The following is a 4,492-nucleotide window of genomic DNA, read 5'->3' as shown; positions in this document are numbered from 1 at the left end:
ATGTTCGGTGTCTGTCTGAAGGGATTGATGTCCCTGCTCTTGATGCCATCATGTTTTTACACCCGCGTAATAGCCAAGTCGATGTGATACAGGCGGTAGGGCGTGTGATGCGTCGTGCTCCAAATAAGAAAACGGGCTATATCATTTTACCCATTATCATTCCTTCACACTTAGAAGCCAAAAAGGCTTTAAAAAACAATAAGAGATACCGTGTTGTTTGGCAAGTTTTGCATGCTTTACATTCTCATGATGAGAGACTTGCTCGGACGATTAATCAAATGTCTTTAGGACAAGATAGCAGCCATACGATTGAGATTATAGAGATTAAGCGTGCCAATGAATTACAAGAACTCACCACAACGGTTGATGAGATCTCGATACCATCAAAAGCAGAAAGTTCTGGACGTGTCATTGGAACAGCAGAAAGCAAATCTCAATCGGTATCTGGAGGACAAGGAGACCTATTCCGCCGTTCTGAATTTTTTGATTTTGTCAAAGCCATTTTTCTGGATAGTTTTAAAATCACCGATTACTGGGGCCTATGGGCGAACAATGTTGCTGAGATTGCTCAAAACCATATCAATCATCTTAAAGATATGATTTCCGATGAAAAGAGTGAAGCCTTTCATGCCTTTCATAAGGAATTAAAGAACAACGTCAACAGTGAAATCAAGCAAGAGGAAGCGATTGAGATGTTAGCACAACATCTTGTCACGCGTCCCGTATTTGAAGCTTTATTTGACGGTAATGAATTTGTACAGAACAATGCCATTTCACAAGCAATGGATAAGATCTTAACGGAACTGGATAAAACCAATATTGAAGAGAAAACGAAAGATCTTGATAAATTCTACAAAAGTGTCACGTTTTATACAGCAGGCATTACTGAAACTCATGCAAAACAGAATCTTATTATCAAGCTTTATGAAAGTTTTTTTGCCAAGGCATTTAAGAAAACCACGGATAAGCTTGGGATTGTTTATACGCCCGTTGAGGTTGTGGATTTTATCATTCATTCTGTTGATGATGTGTTGCGTAATGAATTTGGAAAAAGCTTGGGGTCACGTGGTGTTTCTATTCTAGACCCTTTCACTGGAACTGGAACCTTTATTACAAGGCTTTTACAATCTAAACTGATCAAACCAGAGGATATGGAATATAAGTTCGGAAATGATATCCATGCCAATGAGATTGTCTTACTCGCTTATTACATAGCAGCGATTAACATTGAATCGACTTATCATAGTCTTATGAAAGGAGAGTATATTCCCTTTAAGCATATTGGTTTGACCGATACTTTCCGCATGCTTGAAGAGAAGAACCTGCTGCAAAAATTATTCAAAGAAAACAGTGAATATTTAGAACATCAAAAGAAACTGGATATCGAAGTTATTTTTGGTAACCCTCCTTATTCTTCTGGTCAAAGAAGTGAGAATGATAATAATGCAAATGTAGAATATGAAATACTTGATAGAAGTATCCAAAATACGTATGCACTTAAATCTCAAGCAACATTAAAAAGAAATCTCTATGATAGCTATATTCGAGCGATTAGGTGGGCAAGTAATCGCTTAAGTTCTCAAGGTGGTATTGTAGCTTATATTTCTGGAAATGGATGGATAGATAAAGCATTTGCTGATGGCATGCGAAAATGCTTACGAAATGAATATTCTTCTATTTATATCATTAATCTTCGTGGTGATATTCGAAAAAATATAAAATCAAAAGAGCTATCAAAGGAAGGAGGCAATGTTTTTGGTTCTGGAAGTCAAAACGGAATAGCTGTAACGATTTTTGTGCGCAATCCAAATAAAAAACAACCGTGTAAGATTTACTATCATGATATTGGAGATAATCTTTCCACCGCAAAAAAACTTGAGATGCTTCAATACTTTGGTAGTGTTGATGGCATCACAAATAAATCGAGTTGGAAAATAATTACACCGGATGAACATGGTGACTGGATTCATCAACGTGATAACAATTTCAAAACATTTTTAGCTATAGGCGATAAGAAGGGATGTAATTTCAAACTATTTGAAACATTTTCTCTTGGGGTTGTAACTAATCGTGATGCTTGGACGTATAACTCAAGCCATGAAACTTTAAAGAAAAACATGAGTAATATGATTGCCTTCTATAACAGTGAAGTGGAACGTTTTAATGATATCTATCCGCATACTAGTCGCAAGATACGTACAAAGGCTGTAAATAATTTCGTTGATACAGATGAGAGGAAGATAAGTTGGAGCTATAATGTTAAACAAGAGTTAGTAAGAGGAAAAATCTTTGAATTTGAAAATAGATGCATCACGCAAAGTCTTTATCGTCCTTTTACGAAACAATGGCTATACTACAACCGTACTTTTAATGAGAGAGTCTATCAAATGCCGCGGATATTCCCTATGGGGAAGGTGGTTGAAAATATGGTAATACAAATTACAGGTACGGGAACTCAATCGGGTTTTTCTGTACTTATGTCTAAAAATTTACCTAATCTTGATGTAGTGGATAAAGGTCAATGCTTTCCACGCTATATTTACGAAGACACTCCAGTTTCAAAAAATAAAAGTGAAAAACAATCCCATTTATTTACAAATTCTACAGAGAAAAACACAACATCTGGTTTACAGAGACGTGATGCCATTACGGATAAAGGACTAGCATATTTTAAAATGGCTTATCCTAATGAAACCATAACAAAAGATGATCTATTCTATTATGTTTACGGTTTGCTTCATTCAGAAGATTATCGCTCTCGTTATGCTGATAATTTATGCAAAGAATTACCTCGTATCCCTTGTGTAAAGAGTGCTGATGATTTTTGGAAGTTTGTAACAGCAGGGCGTGAATTGGGTCATTTGCACGTAAACTATGAAACTGTAGAGCCGTATCCAGTGACCTTTAAAAAGGGTAATCCAAAACAGACAGAGATCTCTAATCCCGAAAAGTTTTATTATGTAACTGAAATGAAATTCGCAAAAGCAGCTAAAGAGAAAGGAAAATCCGAAAAGGATAAATCAACAGTTATTTACAATAGCAATATCACAATAACAGATATCCCTCTTGAAGCTTATGAGTATATCGTCAATGGTAAACCCGCTCTTGAATGGGTTATGGGGCGTCAATGTGTAAAGACTGATAAAAAGAGTGGCATTGTTAATGATGCCAATCGCTATGCTGTTGAAACCGTTGGCAACCCTGCCTACCCTCTAGAGTTATTTCAGAGGGTTATTACCGTAAGTTTAGAGACAATGAAAATCGTAAAAAACTTACCAAATTTGGTATTAAGAGAAACTGAATAACTTATAAAGCATGCTCACATAATGGGTATGATAAACGCATAAGTGGTATAAGGTCTTATAGCTATAGGTTCCTATACCCCCTTTATACATTGCTTACATACAATCTCTAAAAGGAGTGTTTATATGCGTTATTCTAAAAAGAAATCCCATCTTAAAGTGAATAGGCTTCTTTTACATTGCCTTTAAAAGATTATACCGTAATCTAAAATGATAGCTTTATTTAAAGAGAGCTATGTATATTCATTTTCTTATATTACTTATAGGTTTTGAATGTTTCTAAAACCCCCAAAACCCTTACAAAACATACACCATTAGTTGAATTTATAGGTTGTATTATTGATATAGGTTGTTTTTTGAAAAATTGATAAAAAATAATATATTGAAATATAATGACTTTTATTTTTTATTGAAAAAAATATATAAAAGGGGCGTAAAAAGCACCTCCAAAACCCCCACCCCCCCTAAACCTCAAAACTCATAACCATAATGGTCTTGATAGCATTTCATATGAGTTACAAACTATCTTTTGAAAGGCTTTAAAGGAGCATATGCTTTTCATAAGACATGTTTTAATCATTCACTAAAATCATAAGATTCGTCTGTTAAATAAACAGACATAACCGATAAAATAGACAAAAGCCCATAAAAAGGAATTTTGATAATCTATGGAATAATTTTATGGGTCTTTTTTATAGGTTGTTTCCTTAAAATCTTGCACCAAAACCATGATCAGAGCCATACCACTGTTGAGTTTCTCAACAAGTGTTCAAGGCATTGATTTATAATCATAATCTAGCGTTATTCATATTGAATGAGAACCCTGAATAACGTAAGATTCTCTCATCTTAAATCTGTGTATCTTGAATCAATTCATATCACTTGCTTGCACGTCACAAGCGGGGCTGACGTGTGGGTAAAAACTATAGCAGAAAGGAGTAAAAATGGTTCTTATGAATCGTCTTAATGCAAGGGCTGTCTCAACATTGGGAGCTGGCAAATATAATGATGGTGCCGGCTTGCTTCTCCATAAGCGTAAAGATGGTGGTGCTCAATGGCTTTATCGTTATACCATTCATGGTCGGCGCCGTGAAATGGGCTTGGGTGCCTTGCGAGATGTTTCTTTAAAACAAGCCCGTGAATTGGCAACAGGATGGCGGGCTGTTTTACGTGAAGGGCGTGACCCTATT

At 35.6% G+C, this 4,492-nt stretch carries 2 protein-coding genes; both read left to right on the top strand.

Annotation, left to right across the window (positions count from 1 at the left end):
- The coding region (locus tag ACFILO_RS09000; protein ID WP_375678171.1) for a type ISP restriction/modification enzyme at positions 1–3,305 on the top strand (3,305 nt) is incomplete at its 5' end.
- A 941-nt stretch (positions 3,306–4,246) separates the two neighbouring features.
- Positions 4,247–4,492: Arm DNA-binding domain-containing protein (locus ACFILO_RS08995; protein WP_375678170.1), on the top strand; the 246-nt coding region annotated here is incomplete at its 3' end.

The organism is Bartonella sp. AP72JLCBS (genome assembly GCF_042195705.1).
Classification (GTDB): domain Bacteria; phylum Pseudomonadota; class Alphaproteobacteria; order Rhizobiales; family Rhizobiaceae; genus Bartonella.
Note: the sequence above shows the minus strand (reverse complement) of the source record. Positions and strands in the feature narration are given on the sequence as shown.